This is a genomic window from Oxobacter pfennigii, assembly GCF_001317355.1.
GTDB classification, from domain to species: domain Bacteria; phylum Bacillota; class Clostridia; order Clostridiales; family Oxobacteraceae; genus Oxobacter; species Oxobacter pfennigii.
Genome location: NZ_LKET01000045.1, coordinates 45217 through 62584, shown reverse-complemented (window position 1 = coordinate 62584; position 17368 = coordinate 45217). Strand labels below are relative to the sequence as shown.

17 protein-coding genes are annotated in these 17368 nt (G+C 37.4%); 5 read left to right on the top strand and 12 right to left on the bottom strand.

Annotated features, from left to right (window positions below):
- Window positions 1-376 (top strand): IS66 family transposase (locus tag OXPF_RS17170; protein ID WP_152967794.1); only part of this gene is annotated, 376 nt, incomplete at its 5' end.
- 168 nt (window positions 377-544) lie between these two features.
- On the opposite strand, the gene OXPF_RS17165 is transcribed toward OXPF_RS17170, so the two are convergent.
- The 3 genes from OXPF_RS17165 to OXPF_RS17155 all read right to left on the bottom strand — a co-directional run bounded on the left by OXPF_RS17165 (window position 545) and on the right by OXPF_RS17155 (window position 2293).
- Window positions 545-748, bottom strand: coding sequence for a hypothetical protein (locus OXPF_RS17165; protein WP_054876461.1), 204 nt, complete (start codon window positions 746-748; stop codon window positions 545-547).
- A 244-nt stretch (window positions 749-992) separates the two neighbouring features.
- Window positions 993-1205: a DUF3006 domain-containing protein gene (locus OXPF_RS17160; protein ID WP_054876460.1), complete on the bottom strand. Its 213-nt coding sequence runs from the start codon at window positions 1203-1205 to the stop codon at window positions 993-995.
- Window positions 1206-1216: 11 nt separating this feature from the next.
- On the bottom strand, window positions 1217-2293 hold the full coding sequence (locus tag OXPF_RS17155) for a ComEC/Rec2 family competence protein (protein WP_054876459.1): 1077 nt from the start codon (window positions 2291-2293) through the stop codon (window positions 1217-1219).
- A 252-nt stretch (window positions 2294-2545) separates the two neighbouring features.
- Between OXPF_RS17155 and OXPF_RS22625 the strand changes: the two genes are divergently transcribed.
- The 3 genes from OXPF_RS22625 to OXPF_RS17145 are packed head-to-tail and all read left to right on the top strand — an operon-like array spanning window position 2546 to window position 3813.
- A complete protein-coding gene (locus OXPF_RS22625; protein ID WP_160317254.1) occupies window positions 2546-2707 on the top strand; it encodes a hypothetical protein in 162 nt (53 codons plus the stop codon).
- Complete coding sequence (locus OXPF_RS17150) at window positions 2708-3286, top strand: hypothetical protein (protein WP_054876458.1); 579 nt, start codon at window positions 2708-2710, stop codon at window positions 3284-3286.
- Window positions 3287-3342: 56 nt separating this feature from the next.
- Window positions 3343-3813, top strand: a complete 471-nt coding sequence (locus tag OXPF_RS17145; RefSeq protein ID WP_160317253.1) for a hypothetical protein — start codon at window positions 3343-3345, stop codon at window positions 3811-3813.
- A gap of 394 nt (window positions 3814-4207) precedes the next feature.
- Here the strand turns inward: OXPF_RS17145 and OXPF_RS17140 are convergent, their stop codons facing one another.
- The 6 genes from OXPF_RS17140 to OXPF_RS17120 all read right to left on the bottom strand — a co-directional run bounded on the left by OXPF_RS17140 (window position 4208) and on the right by OXPF_RS17120 (window position 12788).
- Window positions 4208-4879 (bottom strand): Rha family transcriptional regulator, encoded by a 672-nt coding sequence (locus OXPF_RS17140; protein WP_054876456.1) that lies wholly within the window; start codon window positions 4877-4879, stop codon window positions 4208-4210.
- Between the two features lie 207 nt (window positions 4880-5086).
- Entirely contained in the window at window positions 5087-5257 is a 171-nt protein-coding gene (locus OXPF_RS22180; RefSeq protein ID WP_201779739.1) for a hypothetical protein, read from the bottom strand.
- Between the two features lie 79 nt (window positions 5258-5336).
- The gene (locus OXPF_RS17135) at window positions 5337-6470 is read right to left on the bottom strand and encodes a sigma-70 family RNA polymerase sigma factor (protein ID WP_054876455.1); all 1134 of its coding nucleotides are present in this window, start codon (window positions 6468-6470) and stop codon (window positions 5337-5339) included.
- A 442-nt stretch (window positions 6471-6912) separates the two neighbouring features.
- Entirely contained in the window at window positions 6913-7617 is a 705-nt protein-coding gene (locus OXPF_RS17130) for a hypothetical protein (RefSeq protein WP_054876454.1), read from the bottom strand.
- Window positions 7618-7681: 64 nt separating this feature from the next.
- Complete coding sequence (locus tag OXPF_RS17125) at window positions 7682-11290, bottom strand: hypothetical protein (protein WP_054876453.1); 3609 nt, start codon at window positions 11288-11290, stop codon at window positions 7682-7684.
- A 13-nt stretch (window positions 11291-11303) separates the two neighbouring features.
- Window positions 11304-12788, bottom strand: a complete 1485-nt coding sequence (locus OXPF_RS17120; RefSeq protein WP_054876452.1) for a hypothetical protein — start codon at window positions 12786-12788, stop codon at window positions 11304-11306.
- A gap of 257 nt (window positions 12789-13045) precedes the next feature.
- Here OXPF_RS17120 and OXPF_RS17115 point away from each other — a divergent pair, with 257 nt between their 5' ends.
- The gene (locus tag OXPF_RS17115) at window positions 13046-14221 is read left to right on the top strand and encodes an IS110 family RNA-guided transposase (protein ID WP_054876451.1); all 1176 of its coding nucleotides are present in this window, start codon (window positions 13046-13048) and stop codon (window positions 14219-14221) included.
- A gap of 496 nt (window positions 14222-14717) precedes the next feature.
- Here OXPF_RS17115 and OXPF_RS17110 read toward each other — a convergent pair whose 3' ends face one another.
- The 3 genes from OXPF_RS17110 to OXPF_RS17100 are packed head-to-tail and all read right to left on the bottom strand — an operon-like array spanning window position 14718 to window position 16805.
- Window positions 14718-16097, bottom strand: coding sequence for a phage terminase large subunit (locus OXPF_RS17110; RefSeq protein WP_054876450.1), 1380 nt, complete (start codon window positions 16095-16097; stop codon window positions 14718-14720).
- A 46-nt stretch (window positions 16098-16143) separates the two neighbouring features.
- Entirely contained in the window at window positions 16144-16617 is a 474-nt protein-coding gene (locus OXPF_RS17105) for a terminase small subunit (RefSeq protein WP_054876449.1), read from the bottom strand.
- 5 nt (window positions 16618-16622) lie between these two features.
- Entirely contained in the window at window positions 16623-16805 is a 183-nt protein-coding gene (locus tag OXPF_RS17100; RefSeq protein ID WP_054876448.1) for a hypothetical protein, read from the bottom strand.
- Window positions 16806-17368 lie beyond the last annotated feature (563 nt).

The window sequence follows — 17368 nt, the reverse complement described above, 5'->3', positions numbered from 1 at the left end:
TGATTTGAACAAAGGCAAAATTATGCCCAAATCCAAGCTTAATGAAGCCTTTTACTATGCTTTAACTCATAAAGAGGGATTCATGAATTATTTGCTTGATGGCAACTGTTCCATTTCAAACAATCTTGCCGAAAACAGTATACGTCCTTTTACAGTTGGTCGTAAAAATTGGTTATTCAGCGGAAGTCCAAATGGAGCCGCAGCAAGTGCTGCTGTTTACAGTATAGTTGAAAGTGCTAAAGCTAATGGCTTAAATCCGTATAAATATCTTCATTATATTTTCAGTGAGCTGCCGGGTGTAATATTCGGACAATATCCGGAATTCCTTGAAGATTATCTCCCCTGGAGCCCGGGGGTTCAGGAATCCTGCAAATGAAGGCAGAAACTATATTTTACTATAGTTTTTGCTTTTTTTATATACACTTTCTTATTTTACAGTTACTATAAATCTAACTTTACTGCCATAAAATTCAAACTTAACCTTAGCATTATTAACTTGTTCAACGGTTGCTTCAGATGGAAGATAAGAAGCTGTTCCATTATATCAATTAGAATTAGAACCAAGGGTCCATCCAGTTCCTATATATTGTATTCTGCTATCTGTATCATCATATCTTCTCCATCCAGCTTCTGGAGATGTTAATTGTTGCCCTATTGTTGCTGCAAATGCGTTTGCCGTAAATAAACACATTCCAATTAACATCAAGCATACTAATAAAGCTTGCTGTATCACTCTTTTAACCTTCATATCTATTTTCCTCCCGTTCATTTGTTATTTAACAGATTACATTGCAGTATTCTATATAAGGCAGTTAATTCCTTCAAAATAAAAAAGCCCCGGCATTACACCGAAACCTTTTAAATGGAGATATTGTATAAAAATCAAGCATTATGATTATGCACACCTCGGGACAAGTTTAAACATAAAAATAAACTGAGGCTTTGCATATATTGTGCAAAGCCTATATATTTAAAATCAAAAACCTTATATTTTATTTCCATAGGTCCTTTGTAAGTTCTTCTATTCTCTTTTTCCTCTTTGACGTCTCTGTTGCATCAATAGAGATTTTATCATCAGCTATGTTTATTACATCCTCCGCTTTGACTCCTGCAGGGATTTTACTTATCTCAATATCGACCATCTTTCTGCCCGGCATTTCTACTATAGCATAATTTCCTTCAAACCTATCAATTATGACTTTCATGACATGCCTCCCTAACGTACGCATCTATCACATGGGTCTGATTTTCCTAAGTTTATAACATCTTGTAAATAATACTCTCTTATATCTTTGCTTCTGGACAAGGTAGAGCAATCTTTATCATAATGATATGATTTTCCGCCAGGAGTATAATATACTATTCTACTATTCCCTGATTGCTCCGGTTCCAATGTTGGTACAATGTTTGATGTTGCCTTATTAAAGTTAATATCGTCTCCGTCTGTAGTAACAATAATAGTTCCGGACTTATCTGTCCTGTATATCTGTGCCCCTGCATTTTTAAATCTGGTTAATACCTCATTTGTAGGATGCCCATATGTATTACCTTGTCCTACGCTTATTACTGCATATTCAGGACTAACCTCTTTTAAAAAAGCTTCAGAGGTTGAGGAATCACTACCATGATGGCCTACCTTTAACACATCAACATCGAGGTTATACCCTTTATTAATCATCTCACTTTCAGATATGGCCTCTGCGTCGCCTGTAAACAAAAATGACGTATCATCATAATCAAGCCTCAGTACAATTGAATAATCGTTTACATCCTCATAATCACTGCCATTTGGGGCGAATATTGTGCAATCCGCCTCCGCTAATTTAAAGGAGTCGCCAGGTACTGGGGTTGTAATTTGCATGTCCTTATTTCTTATAGCTGTCACAACGTCCTCGAATGTTTGAGTATTGGATGTTTTTTTCGGCATATATATGGTCCCGATATCAAAGTTATTTATAACTGCATCAAGGCCGCCGATGTGGTCTTCATGGGGATGAGTGCCTATGAGATAATCTATTTTACTTATTCCTTGCTGCCTTATGTAGTTTACAACCAAATTGCTGTCCTCATTATTGCCGGCATCAATAAGCATAGTGCTGGAGCCATTCCGAACCAGGATGCTATCAGCCTGTCCAACATCAATAAAGTGAACTTTAAGTTCTCCGGATACAGTAGCAGCTGCTGGGCTTGATGTCGGCTCTGCCAATTGTTTATTATCGCCCGTATTACTGCTCTCGCATCCTGAAACAAAGATAATAAATGTGAGTAATAATATGCTTATAATCTTCTTCATTCGGTGTCCTTCCCCTAACAACTTATTGGAACATCATATCTCATGGTATTCTATATGTTTTTATAAATTCCTTTTATAAAACTAATTACATGTAAATTCATATTTTAACTCAAACACCTTAAGCACTCCATTTATATATAACTAGGAAATTTTGGTATTTATTTTAAGCATTGCAATTGTACTCCATGCGTGATAACATTAAAATAAATAAAAAATAAAGTACAGAGTATATACAGTTAAGGAGGTACATGTATGGTAGACAACAGCAGATTTCAAGTTCGGGAAACAGCAGAGGAACTTGAAAAACTTGATATAGCTATAAAAAAATTAGGTTATAAAGACCGGGCAGACTGGTATAGAGATATGAAAAGAAAGGCTATAAAGGATTCGAAGGAAATGAAGGGAGATATTTAAGTGGGAACAAGGTATTTGATATGTGTAGTCAAGGACAATCAGTACAAAGTTGCCCAATACGGCCAATGGGACGGAAATCCAGAAGGCCAGGGTGTAAGCATATTAGAGTTTTTGACAAAACATATTGACAGAGATTTATTTGAAAAGAATCTTGCTGAAAAAATAAGATTCGGCACAAGCGAAGAATTAACTCAACAATGGAAAGAATGCGGAGCCGATGACATTAAAAACATAGATTCCGTAGTAGCAGAAAGACATGAAAGGCTGTTTCCTGAGAATAGTGATAATACCGGTTCGGGAATTCTTTCTATAATTCAAAACACAGAGAAAGACTTAATACTAGAAAATAGTTTAAGCTTTGCGAGCAATTCATTATGTGACTGGGTTTATGTAATAGATTTAGATAAGAACACTTATGAAGTCTATGAGGGTTTTAATGAAAAACCACTAAGCGAGGACGAAAGGTTTCATAATGCGGAACCTATCCGGGGATATTATCCAGTCAAGCACGTTATAAGTTTTGACTTAAATAATCTACCTACTTTAGAAGATTTTATCGACAATTTTGCAACAGAATAAGGGATATGAGCCAAAATAACATCCCATAGAAGGCTCTAGGCCCTTTAATGTAAATTATGGGAGGAATTAAAGTTATGAAACAAAATGAAACAAAATTTTGGATTTGTGACAATTGCGGGAAAAAAATTGAAAATATTAAAGATGGATGGGTTGAATGGCTGGAAGTAAAAGACCAAAACGGTAATTATAGAAATAAAAGTATTAGAATTGTTCATAGAGGAAAATGCCTTTATAATCAAGATTTAGTTTATAAGAAATATAAAGCAATAGTTGCTGATACCGATTTGGAAGATTTTTCGGGTCTAGATGGATTAATAGATTTATTATCATATATAAGTGAAGGAAATTTTGATAATAATGAAGAAGTGCTTGAAATAATTAAAAGAATTCATATACCTGGGTATGAAGAAGCAAGATTATATTTTGAGGAAGCAATATATGATGGTGTGTTTGAACCAAATACTAAGCCAGGATATTATTCTCAAAGAGATATAGCGGCTGTTTTAGATTACATAAAAGGAAAATAACTTAAATTTTTCGATATTTCTAATAAAATGTAACATTGCCATGAAACAATTCCTCACGATGAAGCCAAAAGTTAATTTATAAAACAATGCATGATGCTATTAAAATAACAAATAATTCTGATAAAGTTAGCAAATTCCAGGATATAGCGGAAGAGACTTATAGACATTATGCTTTTAGTGCTGAATATAGTGATTTTGCGCGTAAATACATGGATAAATTTGAATAAATAAAAAATAAAAGTGTCTGCAGAGCAAAGCAGACACTTTTATAATGGGGTTATGTAATGAAAAAAAGAAGTATTAAGATTATATCCAGTTATGGACAAGTTTAAACAATAACGAGCCCCCACAAATTAAGTAGGGGCTTCTATAAGAAAAGGGAGTATAGGAATTGCTATGCTATTCTCTTAAGCACTATATTATTAAAATATTCATGTAAGATTCTTTTTCTCTCGTGGAAGTCTTTAATTGCTACACATAAGCCTATATCTATTCTCTGTAAGGCTTTTATACATTCAATCTGTTGGTTATTTAGATAAGGCCGTATAGATTTTACATCACCAAGACTGTTTAATTCCTTGAATTTCTTTGCCGACATGCCCAATACAATTTTATTTATCATATCAACTTCATTTGAGAAATGATAATTTTTAGGTTCTTCGTGCAACTGCATTACTGCATCGGTGAATTCCGGGAACTCGGCTTTTACTTCAAATAAGTTTCTGATAAATGATTCCATTTCATTAAACCGATTTATATAGGCTATTTTAAATCGGTCAGCCTTTGTACCTGTAAAGCCCATTGATATGAAAGTGAAGCCATCCCTTGTCAAAAGGCTTTCGGGATATCTTTTGCCCCTATCCTTGTAACCGCTTTCAATGAAATTGGCAGCGCAAAATTGAGCCACCAATTCATCATCTTTTGCACTTTCAATTTTATCATTTATGGCTCTAAGAACATTTTTATGTTCTTTTTCAAACACCTCAGCAACTTTTCTGCTGCTCACTACAGGTATTCCTTTTCTTTCTGTCACACCATATATGTCATTTAATACAATGCTACTCACATTAAAATCCTCCTTGTGGATTAATTTTATTTAATAAAGGGAGCCGGCCGGAACATACCCGGCCATGCTTCAACTCCCAAGGAGGACATTGGCGTGTCTCACGACATGGCTTATCCTCATATTGCACAAGAGGGCAGGTGTTATCCTGCAAGTCCTATGCTTGTCCTATTATCTGCTATGAGTTATAGCCATTTTTACACAAATTAATTACTGACTTTGATTAATTTCTCCATCATCCAGGAAATCTTTAAGTTTAAGATAGTATTTATTTTCCTTGCCATTTGTATCTTTATAAGAAGATTCAATGAAATAATCACTCACCACAATTTTGTTGTCAGTTAAAATCAATGTAATTCCCTTTGCTTTTTCAGTGCTCACTTTTAATGAAATAGTCGACCACTACCAATTGCTTGTTAAGAATTTCAATATAACCCGCCTACAAGTCCAGACGGCATGGTTAAAAGTCATACTGCATATCATTAATCTCAAGGCCTTTCCTTATATACTCAATTGCTCTATTTACCTGGTCACTATAATTCTCTTTGCCACATACTTTACGCCAATGCTTATCCTGTTCTTTATCACAATTAATCCTGCCCTTAAAAATTTCCCATATATCAAAGTCATAAATCATTAATTGATCTGTAAAGAATTTAACTGCATCTATTGTCTTATCTATATTGTTTATCTGCTTCTGAATCTGCACCTGTTTTTCTATTGTTTTATCATAATTCAAGCGGCTTCCATAGAAGTTATAAGAAGATAGAAAATTATTCCCCGTTATCTTATCAAGTTCCCTACTTAAGGATGCTCTCTGCTTATGTAGGTTCGCATACCACTTATCAAAAGGATTATTGTCAATAGGTTTGAATGATGTATTTTTCGTTAATTTCTCATATCTACTGACTTCATATATCGCTGATTTTTCTGTATTAAAGTCTCCTCTAGGGATATCCCTCATAGAACTATCTAAATGTAATTCTTTTCGTAATACCAATATAATAGAGCAGCTCCTTAATTTGCGAAGAGAACGGTTTTCCTGATGCTTGATGTTTTCTTTTGGGCAATTAAATATTTCACCTATTTTTTCAGGTGTTGTACAGGGACCATTTAATCCATATCGCATCTTTACGATCTCCCTCTCTCTTAGGGTAAGGGTTTTATCTATAGCGTCCGATACTCTACGGCATAAATGCCTTTTAAAATCCTTTTCCTCTTCTATTTCTTCCGGTCCGGGGCTGTTATCCGGTATAAGGTCCATTAGCGTCCCGTCTTCTTCATCATTGATAGGTACAGACAGAGAGGTGGCATCATAATTGTTTTTTTTGGTATACCGGCTTAGTTTAGAATTAATCCAATAAACAGCATATGTACTGAATGATGCTGGATTATCTAAATCCGGATTAAACTTATCAACCGCCTTCATCAACCCTATACATCCCTCTTGAACCAAGTCGTCAAATTCATATTTTCCATTAAAAAGATATCTATTGGCAGCCATTTTAACTAAGCCCATATTGTTCTCTATAAGTGTATTTAATGCATCTCTATTCCCTCTTCTATATTCATTTATTAAATCTTCATTTGTCATATATACCCTCCGTTTTATATGTTAAAATCTAATAGTAAGGTTATATCTTTTTTAATGGGTGGTATATTTGATATCCGCCTTTTTGCTTTAAATAGATTATCAGGTGCCTTTCTATAATTTTTTATGACGTAATTGGCCATTTATGATGCCTTATGTTCCTTATTCCGAGTATAAAAAAAGAGCCTTTAGCTCCTTTGAGAATATATAAAAAGCCCGGACCATTCATCCAAGGCTTTGTTCTTTAATTTATATTCTGCTGTTTTGTACTGTCTTTTCGTAGTAATAATAATGATGGCTAAATATTATAAACATTATTGAATAATACGCTCCAGACAATGTTGCTAATATTCCTATTATACCTGGTATTATTTGAATTAGCCCACTAATCTCTGGTATATTATATATAAAATCAACCAAGTCTCTAATTGTTATTTTTAAAACTTTACGGTATTTCTACCTGCCATCGCTTACCGTATTGGTCTTTTATTCTAATGCTTTTATCCCCAATAAAATCGTAATTATCTTGGTCTTGAGGAATTAAATGCTCGCCATTTGATAAATAAACTTTTAAAATGCTTACATCTTTTTCACCCAATGAAAATACATTGCCGTTATTAACCCTTATGTCAGCTTTTAATTTGTAAACTTTATCTTCGAACTCTTCCGACGAAACATTTACATTATATGTGGTTATATACTTATCTCTGGCGAACCAACTATCTATTTTTTTGTTTCCGCCAAAATAACAAAACACTGCCAACATTGCCACGAAAAGGGAAATAAGGTGAATATGACTTTTATGTTTATCACCTTTTTTAAAAACAAATAATATGAACAAGGTTACTATATATGTTAAGACAAAGCCTATTATAAAAACATATATAACTGAAAAAATAATACTTAATGGACCTGAATATGTGATTGTATCCAATGGTTGTGGTTCATAAATCTTTCTAGCCTCATATACCTCATAGATAACGTAGAATACAATTGAAACTACCCCAATAATAATATAGGTGATGCGGTTTATCTTGATTTCTTCTTTTTTTCTCAACCTATCTATAATCGGCAACCATATATTCATTAATATTATCAGACCAATAAATACCGCAGCAGAACCAACTAATACAGAGAATATATCACCCATATTTGATAATCTCCTATGAATAAAATAGTTAGATTACATTTGACGGATGTAATCTAACCTTATTTTACCTTTGTATTGACAATTTTGGCAATATATTCTTTTGTTGTAATACTTCCTGCTTTGCATAATCGTAATTGCTATCCACTATCTTTCTTAATACTTTTGCTTTGTCGCTGTCGTTCATGTATTTATACTGTCCTGAATTAATAAGCCTGTTTATTTCTGTATAGTTTTTTTGCCCCATGGTCCTTTGAAATTGCGTAACTTCTTGAGCAGTTAATTTAATCTCTTTGCCTCCGGAAGTAAACTTATAAGGTGCCAATTTAGGTAATAAACTTGTTTCCTTTGTGCTTTTATAGATCCTAGCAAGCTCATTTGTAACTATATCCGTAGATTTTTCTTTATAGTACCCAGGATTTACAAACTGTTGAAATGCCCCTCCTTGCCTTTGCTCATTGCCAAATATATCAAGTCTAGGCTCAAGGGTTTTTGATAATCCAGGAGTTTTAGCTTTTAATTCATTAGTAAATGCTTTTAAAGGATCAGGGTCATATGTGCTTCTTCTTGTATCGTCTACAGTCCTGGCTGTCTGCCCTAAGATAGCAGGAAAGGTTTGTTCAATATATGTCACCGGCAGTCCCATTATTTTTTCTGTAGGGCTCCCATAACCGCCACCAAGTAATTCTTTAATATTTTGTAGCATTGACATATTGAATATTGTATCTCCGCCTGCAGCTATTGCGTTAGTAATACTTTCTATATTTATTTCATCATATTTGTCTAATTCTTCAAAGAAAGTTACTCCCAATGCAAATGTAGAAGCTGTAGGCTGCGCCCAATCAAAAGTATAGCTCCCATGTGGGGTGATTATACTATAAGGCTGTTCTCCTGCTTGGCTTAATATTGCCTCTGCGTTTTTACTATTACTTCTTCCACTTCTAGCCCATCCAAGAGAAGCTAATAGAAATCCAAGAGCAGCCACAGCAGTTCCTGTCATACCTTTTGCTAAATCTTCGATTACATCAGCAGTAGTTTTTCCAGCTGCTTTGCTATAAAGTGCCTTTATTAAACCTACTGGCGAATATTCTATAGCCCTCATTGTTATATTGGTTGGTGTTTTACTAAACGGGAATACAGCTTCGACAAGTAGTCCAATTCCTTTTAGCTTCTTGGCTTTATTTATAAAATCATTTAGTATATTGACTTGTTTAAATGTTGCTTCATAGGCTCTGCGTGTAGCATATTCTTTTGCCTGATTCGTTACTTGCGTTAGTTTATTTGCTTGCATATATTGACCTAGAGAATCTTTGTAAGCTCTTTCTAAAAAAGGTACATCACCAGCATTTAAAGCATCTTTACTGAATTGGTTTACAGCTTCAAGTATCCCTTTATCAAACTCTTTTCCTAATACCTTTTCTGCAATTTTAGTAGCAAACCCTTTGTTAAATATAGGTTTATTCTTGTTCATAAAATTAAGACTGCCTATGTCATATCGCCCTTCACCCAATAAATCGGCTTTACTTGCATTCCAATCAGCATTAACCATATCAACTATATTTTTATTTCTGCTCCATAAGAAAGATTTTGTTCTTTCTCCAGGTTTTAGCCCGGCAAGCTTTTCGAGCGCTGCGGCTCCGGTGTCAGAAGCTTTTCGCATGGCCATCATTATTATATTGCCAGTTACATTTTTTAAATGCGTTCTTGGATTGAGCAACATAGCCATTCTTCGCCATGCGTCTACTTTTTCTGTAATAGTCGATGGTATTTGTTTATTTATCCTATCGTAAATACTTTCCATCATCTTTTCTTTGCCTGCATCATCAAGGTTTGCCATGCCACTTATAAGGTTTAATTCTCCATCAGTCAACTGTATATTGTTCCACTTCTTGCCGTACTGCTTCGCACCTTCAATGTTGAGTTTGTTAATCTGTTTCTGCAGGAATATATCGAATGTCCCTGGGTCACTATCCCTTAATATCTTTGCGGCCTGTGAAAACTGCCCTGCCTGTGTTAGTCTTTCGGCTGTAGTTGTGATAACATCCCTTGCAAAAGCAGTATCACCTTGTCTTATGGCTTCGTTCGCTATCATCCGGGACAGTGGCACGTCGGAAGGGTCAAACTTTCTTGATGTGTCCATCCAGTAACTTCTTGCAAAATCATAGCCTCTGTTAAAGATGACCTGTGCTTTATCAAGGGTAGTTTCGTTTGCAAGTTGTTCATAAAAAAGAGGATCACTATCAAAGTTCTTTCTTATCTCATCTTCCATGTTCAAGTCGGTCCTTACATTCTTTGAAAAACCGCGTTCCTTATTTGCCTTGTCATGAATAGGGGCGTCGCTATCAATTTCTAAAACCTTTACATTGGGCATATCCATAGAAGATGAGGTTTTCCTTGGCATATTTATGCCTTCTGTAATTATTGGAGTATTATTTGAGACTTTTGATAGTGGATTATTTAAAACCTCTATGTCGTTTACTAATCCAGCATATCCTATATAGTTACCTTTCCCATTAGCAGTAGGCAGCCCTGTATCTATCTCTGCAAATAAATCTCCAGTAATAGGATTGGTTTTATAGCCTATTACCTTACCTGTTATTTTTTTATTTTTAAAAGATAACGGGTCAGTATACTGAACCTCTGTACCCATAGGGAAACTTTTCTCAAATGAAAAAGCATTTTTTGAAGGTATGCTTCCTGGCATGCCCGTATTTTCTGCCATTACTGAATTCTTTATTTCTGGAGCATCTATCTTCGTTCCAGGTGTATCTGGCATAGGTATTCGCTGTGAAGCGTCCGGTGTTGTCTTAGGGATTAAATCCGGAATATCTTTTTTAGAAGTAGATATTTCAGGAATAGGGAGAGCCTTTGCGGACTTTATTGCTCCCGGGAGATTAAGCAGCCCTGCAAATCCGGCCCCAAATCCAAAATTCCCTAGTGCATTCCTAGCCATTTCCGATGGGCTTCTTTCTGCGGCTAAGTCAATTCCCGCACCTACCAAAGTGTTTTCTACGCCCTCTTTAGCCATTACAGGAAGCAAATTTCTTGCTACTGGGTTCAATGTTTTAGGCAATATATTTGTTACAGCCTGCGTTACTGGTTGTGTAACATTGCTAACTAAACCGCCTACAGTTCCAAATTTAGGCAATGGTATTTTACTTGTAACTGCTGCAGTAATTGCCTGCGGTACCATTGAGGCAACATTATAAGCCGCATTTTCGCCTATACCTGCCCCTTGCATCTGTTTATCATACTCCTGTGAAGCTGTATCATAATATTTAACGCCTTTATCAAGAGCCTTTAATAACAAATCATTCTCAGGCTTATACCAACTATCAGGCGTTACTAAATCGGTTAACGTGGAAACGCCTTTATAAGCCAACTTTGGTATGCTTAACAACCCTTTATTAGATTCAACCACACCCTTCATAAAACCTGCTCCTAAAGGGTTAACGTTATTTTGATTAACATTTGCAGATGTCGGCACCGGTATTTTAGGAGACTCCTGTACTTGCGGCATAGGAACGTTTTGGGCGACTTGTGCCTGTGGAGTAGGCAGCTTCTGCCCTTTTCGTAACAACTCAATATCATCAGCAGTATACTTACCGCTTGTTTGTGTGCTCGAAAACTGCATGCCTTTTCTCATTCTTTCAATGTCTTCTGCTGTATAAGGCATTTATACCACTCCTTTACCTTGGGATACCTAAAATGTTAAGTATATTTGCCGCCTCTTGACTGGATATATTGGAGCCTGATACATACGCTTTTACCATTTCCGGATTGGTACCAACACTCATCATTTCCATTGCTTTGTTCAAAGCAGCATTATAATTACTATTACGTATTGACTCACTTAACGGGTATGGACTCCCTGGGGTTACTCCCGGAATTAAACTCTGCTGCACCTGCTGAACGCTATCTGAATACCTTGCCTGCGGCGCACCAGCTATTCCCATTCTCTCCCCTCCAGGAACAAATTGATTAACCGTTGTAGTTGGAACGGTTCCGGTTAATTTCCATAACTGCTCATAATAATCTAACATCTGTTGCGGTGTCGTTTGCTTTTGTGAGCTGCCACTGCTTGTATTCGCTGCCTTCTGCCTTGCTAACTCCAATTCTTGTTGTGCCATGTAGTTGGAAAACTCCTGTTGTGCAAGAGTGTTTTCCCACTGTGTCTGTTTGAATTGATTTTCAAGAGACTGCTGCTGTTGCTGTGCTTCCCACTGCCTTTGTGATAATGCTAACTGCTGTTGATACCTCTGCTGCTCCAATGCCTGTGCTGCTGCCTGCTGCTGTGCCGCAATCATTTGTTCCATTGCCTGGGCCTCTGCTCCTGACTTTACAGCTGCTACGTCATATTGATAGGCATTGTTTGCTAACGTCTTTTGAGTATCTAAGTCAGCATATTCTCTGTTCTGTGCATTTTGTAAGTCTGTCATGCTGTTCTGCAAGCCTAGATTGTTTAATAAGCTTGCCTGTGCTCCTGCTCCTGCGCTTGTGCCTCTCTGCGCCATATATTCAGCAAAGTTTTTAGCGGAAAGTTGTGATTGTGTAGATAGTTGGTTCCTTGAATCGTAATACCTCGGTGCCACGTCTGCCCTTTGTGACGATATATTTGCAAGGGCATTAGACCTGCTTTTGTCCAGTGCGGCTATTCCTGCCTTTATTTGAGCGTCTTTAAGCTGTTGAATATAGTTATCATAAGAAGTAGTTCCCGATACATTAGGGGTTAATATTGAGCCTTGTGAACTGCTATATCCTCCACCGGATGAACCGCCGCCGTTTGTTGTGCTGCCGTCCATATATACACCGTATTGGCTTGACACTTTCCAGCCTTTTGATATAAGGTTATTTATCCCTGATGAATCGCTCGCGGGAAGATTGGTCGTATTCCCGTTACCGTCAGTCAAGATTACTCTGCCCTGTGCTACTTCACTGCTTATTGTGCTGCCTTTGCTGTCCTTGGTGGTTTTACTTTTACCGGAATCTACAGTGTAATTCCCACCGGAACCATATGTTATTTTGCTTGAATCGCTCCCGGATGAAGGAGCCTTATATGTTGGGTCTGCCAATATCTTATCGACGGCAAGGCCCCAACCTGACGGTAAATTGCCCTTACTATCTCTTAGCGAGTCCTTTGCTTTTAAATATTGTTCGCTTGTATATGTTGCCATAGTGTTTCCTCCTTGTATTATAGAGTAGTAGTTATTAGAGCCCCTCTCCAAGGGCAATGTGATACACTGTAAGGGATGCTGTGGATTGGTATTTTCCTCCTACCACAAGATGGTTCAAGAAAGGCTCCAACCACAGCCCTTTGCAGTATTGTTAATCAGTTAGATACCGCCAGACGGTTTATTTAGAACAAGGTTACAAGAGCAAAGTGTTCTGTGGACAAAGCAGCATCGAATATATACCGTCGGAGGTTTTTACTATGATTTGTGTTGGAATTGATGTCGCTAAGGACAAGCACGACTGCTTCATCATCAACTCGGAAGGTGAAGTCCTAGAGGATGTTTTTACCATTCCCAACAATATGGAGGGTTTCCACTGCCTGATACAAAAGATTCAGGCTTGCTCCACAACTCAAGACAAAATAAAAGTAGGACTTGAGGCAACCGGACACTACAGCTACAACATTCTCGGGTTTCTTCTTGACAACGGTCTTCCCACCTATGTCCTAAATCCCTTGCACACCAACTTGTATCGGAAAAGTCTCAGCCTCAGAAAGACAAAGACCGACCGTGTCGATGCTCGAACGATTGCAGCTATGCTCATGTCTGATGTGGGCCTCAAGCCCTACACAGACACAGTTTATCACAACGAGGAACTAAAGTCACTCACAAGATACCGTTTTGACAAGGTTCGTGAGCGGGCCAAACTCAAGCAATCTATTTCCAGATTGGTGTGTATCCTGTTCCCAGAGTTGGAGAAGCTGGTAACAACGCTCCATATGACCTCTGTTTATGCGCTGCTCGACGAGTTTCCCGGAGCAAAGCAGATTGCTCAGGCGCATCTGACACATTTGAAATCCGTTCTCCATGACGCTTCAAAAGGCCGTTACAGCCGGGATACTGCCTTATCTATCCGGGAGGCCGCAAAAGTCTCCATCGGTTCCGTGATGCCGGCAAAGTCTTTGGAACTCCGACATACGATTCGCCTCATCCGTGAATTGGATGCTGAGATTGAAGAAATCGAGTCCGCCATCCAACGCATTATGGACGAGCTTGATTCGCCTATTACCACGATTCCGGGCATCAGCACTAGAATGGGGGCTATGATTCTGGCCGAAGTAGGAGACTTCTCACGGTTTGATTCTCCGGACAAAATCCTGGCTTACGCCGGTCTTTCACCCTCTACATACCAATCCGGACAGCTTACCAACTGCTATGCCCATATGGAGAAGCGCGGTTCCAGGTATCTGCGGTTTGCCATCTTTAACGCCACCAAATACGTTTGCCATTGGGATACAACCTTTTCTGCCTATCTTGCAAAAAAACGCTCAGAAGGCAAGCACTACAATGTTGCTATTTCCCACACTGCCAAGAAACTGGTACGGCTCATCTATGCCTTGGAGAAATCCGGAAAACCTTATCGTCCGGCAGCCTGATTTTCTCACGATAGCTTGAGTGGCGTCTTAGCAGACGTCTGCTTTGCTATACCTTTTTTGAAGCATCTGTTTTTTGCATTCCTCCTCATTTACGGGCTTGACTTTTAATAGTTAGTCTTTCTTTTATGTAAAATTAAAGGGGCCCTATTTAAAAGGCCCTGTTTGGATACATTTCTTCTTGTCTTTGAAGATGGTCTTCTTGAGGAAGTTTGGCCATAAAAAACCGCAACCTTTCATCAAGAATATTTATGTCTGATTGGAATTTCATAATTGCTCCTAAAATACCTGTTAGTTCTTTCGTACCTAATCCCTTTAATACTCTTCGTTAAATATCTCTTTTATGAAATCTTTGCATAAAAATAAGCCCAATTTTATCTATTTTAGGCTTTTTAAAAGTATAACCTACGTAATTTTTGATACTTTTTATGTTTTTATAACTTTTTTATACAGGTTTTATACGTTTTATTTTATATTTATACAGCCTATAAACTGTATATTATGCACCGTAATTGATGTAAGACATATCTGGCTCACCACCCGTAATATTTACATCTCGCCTGTCACCCCGGTTGAAGAAATCATCCTGCAGCTTTTTAGGCTCTGCTGATGGCCTTTGACGCATAATACAGAAGTATCTTAAAGCATCTACTATATGCGTAAGCTCGTGCGGCTCTGTGGCTACATCATTGGGGTTCTTTTCGTCCCGCTGCACCTGGGGAAGACAGCGGGTAAGGTTTACGCAATTGCTGAATATCTTTAGCCGGCTTGTTATGACTGGCTGTCCTGTCACTATGTCTCTTGTCTCATATGGCTTAATCCACTCTTTAACTGCCATCCAGCCATCTACGCGCCTATTGTCTGCTTTAATCAAATACTCTCCATGCTCCCGAAATATATCGAAGATGCTTTTGCCTGTATCTTTTTGCCTATTATCCAAATCAGGCGGAGCATACTTAGCAAGTATCTTATCATCCCCGTTTACCTCTTTAATGCGTCTAGCGGCCTCTGAGACGATTAAATCGCTCTCATGCAGCTCTTTATAGGCATATACATTGTTGTAGGTGTCTATGGTAAACCATAGCTGTGCAAGCATGTCTAATCCATAGTCCTTTGCAGTAAACCTATGCCAATGGTCAGGTATAATAAAAGGCTCTATTACATGGATATCTCGGTTGTACTCTGTAAAATATATCCCCTCGAATATATCCCAATTGCCCTCTAATAATGCCTTTTTATCTGCCTCCGGCAATTGCTCCAATCTTTTAATATACTCTGGGTCTGCCTCCATTAAAAACTTATTATCCTGCACCTTTGCAGGAATAAACACCCCTGTATTGTTGCCTATCTTAAATGTCTGCTTTGGTATGTGGTTATCAATAAACCTTCCCTTAACCCATACATGCCCTACTCCGCCCGGGTTGGTTGTGCTCTTGACCTGCTTAGGGTTATTGTTTGCCCCTCTAAGGCGGGACAATAAATAGGTATATTGATACTCGGTAAAATGAGTAAGCTCATCGAATCTGATTACGTCATACTCTGCTGATTGATATTTTGTTACATCGGCCTCATTGTCACAGTAGCCAAACTCTATAATGGACTTATTGTTAAACTGCCATATATGCTTAGACTGATTATATTTAGCCACGCTTTGAGGGTATAAGTCTAAACTGGTAATAATAAGCGACCTATCAAGCTCAGGGAATGTACGCCTTAATATTAGTTGTCTGCTGCTTTTATATTTAAGGGCATATAATAGAGCATCTATAAGCTGCCCGTAGCTTTTACCCCCACCTGCTGCACCTCCGTACAATACCTCGTCCTCTTTTGCGTTTATAAATGCCTCCTGAGGCTTTGTAATCTCTAGGTTTAAGTCCATAACATCAACCCTTTATACTTTGCACTAAACAATCCTTTTGCGCAATCTACTCTACTACTTTTATGTTTACGTTTATGTCTCCAGATATATTTTGTTCCACTTCCGTCTTATCTTTCCATCCAAAGTTATTCTTAAGATTAAATATAATGCCCGTTACCTGCTCGTGCCTATATAGCTTTTCTTCGAGGTATTTCTCTATTTTTTCTTTGGCTTTTTTTATTGTGTTGCAATATTCTTGCTCCTGCTCATACCTTAGCAGTGTAGCTCTGTCTATTCCCATATGCGCGCACATTCCTAATATGGAGGGATTTTCAAAATAAATAGTTGTTTTTATCTGTTCGCCGGCATTATTAAGCAAAGGTATTTTGTTATATATAGGCTTTGTTTTTTCTTCATCTTCGTAGCCTGTAAGGATATTCTCAAAAGCTAATTCTGTTTTGGTTATACTGTCAAAATAATATTCTATTGCTTTTTCTATTGCCTTTGCTGTTTTATATTTTCTTGGTCTGCCTGCTGGCATTGTTTTCACACCTCCCTTATAAATGGCAAATCCTCATTTGATGTTTTTATTAAAATCTGTACATGCTTTTGTTGTTCGGCTGCCATCAATTGTTTGTTAAATATAGCCAATGCCGCATTGAACCCCTCTCTGTATCCATCGTTATAACCTTGGGCATATACTAAATCTTGTTTTATTGAACTATTCATTTTACCCCTCCTGTTAAAATAATAGGCAGCCTTTTTTAGACTTCCTTAAGCTTTTATTTATATGCGAAAAAAGAGCCCTTAATTGAGCTTCGCTTTATACATTTTCTGCTTTATCTTGCTTATAAACCTTATACGAAGAGTTTCAATATTAATGCGGACCATATCAAAAGCCAATAAAGTATGCGCTCCTTTATGCAATCATAAGGTTCATAGTTTTGATAATCCAGATTTGGATTCTCCGAAATTAAATTCTAGCTTTTCACATCCATGGGCTTTACTTTATCCCAAGACTATAATCACTATTACCGCACTGCTGTAAAGCAGGTATGTTAATAGGAGCATTTAGGGATTGAGATTATCCCTAAAAGAGGGGGAGGCTTATACTAACTAAATATAATATTACTGTAAATAAATTTACAAAAGAGTGGTAAATAGACAATACCACTCTTTACTTATATGAAAACAACCCCCTCAATTTTGAGGAGGTTGATATTGAATATTAAATTGTATCTCTTAAACTATCTTTCCCTTGAGCTAATTCCTTCTTAATTAAAATAAGCCTA

What these genes read in the sequence shown, in the direction of transcription:
- OXPF_RS17145 (WP_160317253.1), top strand. Translation starts at nt 3,343, where the DNA reads ATGGGAGGAATTAAAGTTATGAAACAAAATGAAACAAAATTTTGGATT.
- OXPF_RS22625 (WP_160317254.1), top strand. Translation starts at nt 2,546, where the DNA reads ATGGTAGACAACAGCAGATTTCAAGTTCGGGAAACAGCAGAGGAACTT.
- OXPF_RS17125 (WP_054876453.1), bottom strand. Translation starts at nt 11,290, where the DNA reads ATGCCTTATACAGCAGAAGACATTGAAAGAATGAGAAAAGGCATGCAG.
- OXPF_RS17115 (WP_054876451.1), top strand. Translation starts at nt 13,046, where the DNA reads ATGATTTGTGTTGGAATTGATGTCGCTAAGGACAAGCACGACTGCTTC.
- OXPF_RS17110 (WP_054876450.1), bottom strand. Translation starts at nt 16,097, where the DNA reads ATGGACTTAAACCTAGAGATTACAAAGCCTCAGGAGGCATTTATAAAC.
- OXPF_RS17135 (WP_054876455.1), bottom strand. Translation starts at nt 6,470, where the DNA reads ATGACAAATGAAGATTTAATAAATGAATATAGAAGAGGGAATAGAGAT.
- OXPF_RS17155 (WP_054876459.1), bottom strand. Translation starts at nt 2,293, where the DNA reads ATGAAGAAGATTATAAGCATATTATTACTCACATTTATTATCTTTGTT.
- OXPF_RS17100 (WP_054876448.1), bottom strand. Translation starts at nt 16,805, where the DNA reads ATGAATAGTTCAATAAAACAAGATTTAGTATATGCCCAAGGTTATAAC.
- OXPF_RS17130 (WP_054876454.1), bottom strand. Translation starts at nt 7,617, where the DNA reads ATGGGTGATATATTCTCTGTATTAGTTGGTTCTGCTGCGGTATTTATT.
- OXPF_RS17165 (WP_054876461.1), bottom strand. Translation starts at nt 748, where the DNA reads ATGAAGGTTAAAAGAGTGATACAGCAAGCTTTATTAGTATGCTTGATG.
- OXPF_RS17105 (WP_054876449.1), bottom strand. Translation starts at nt 16,617, where the DNA reads ATGCCAGCAGGCAGACCAAGAAAATATAAAACAGCAAAGGCAATAGAA.
- OXPF_RS17160 (WP_054876460.1), bottom strand. Translation starts at nt 1,205, where the DNA reads ATGAAAGTCATAATTGATAGGTTTGAAGGAAATTATGCTATAGTAGAA.
- OXPF_RS17120 (WP_054876452.1), bottom strand. Translation starts at nt 12,788, where the DNA reads ATGGCAACATATACAAGCGAACAATATTTAAAAGCAAAGGACTCGCTA.